The sequence below is a fragment of the Bombilactobacillus bombi genome (assembly GCF_013607485.1).
GTDB lineage: Bacteria > Bacillota > Bacilli > Lactobacillales > Lactobacillaceae > Bombilactobacillus > Bombilactobacillus bombi_A.
Genome location: NZ_SCHP01000162.1, coordinates 1 through 398 on the forward strand (window position 1 = coordinate 1; position 398 = coordinate 398).

Sequence of the window (398 nt, forward strand, 5' to 3'; positions counted from 1 at the left end):
CATAATTGCTTAACACACTAAAAAAGTCCGCTTGATGCGGGCTTTTTTTATGGCATGATGCAAGTAATACACCAATAGATCGACATGGTATGCAGGTTTATTATTTTTATCGTCATCAAAATGACGGCTATGTTTTTTTAAGCCGTGAAAAGCACACTGAACATATTCTCGAGTTTTTCTGGATTGATAGTGTGAGATCGGATGTTGTGAGCCAGAATGAAGAATGGCAACAAAAAATTCAGCAACTTGCAGATGTATCCATTAATGAGTTTCATATGCGAGATATTGCGAATATTGAACATCCTTGTGCATTTGATACGCTTGAAGAATACGACCTGCTTATTTTTAGAAAACTCGTAACGCCGGATGATGAAATTAAAAATGGCGAATCACATGAG

The 398-nt window shown here is 36.7% G+C and carries 1 protein-coding gene; it reads left to right on the forward strand.

The genetic code is table 11. The annotated features are described in order from the left end of the window. Positions 1–206 precede the first annotated feature (206 nt). Positions 207–398 (forward strand): hypothetical protein (locus EQ827_RS09020; protein ID WP_219912700.1); only part of this gene is annotated, 192 nt, incomplete at its 3' end.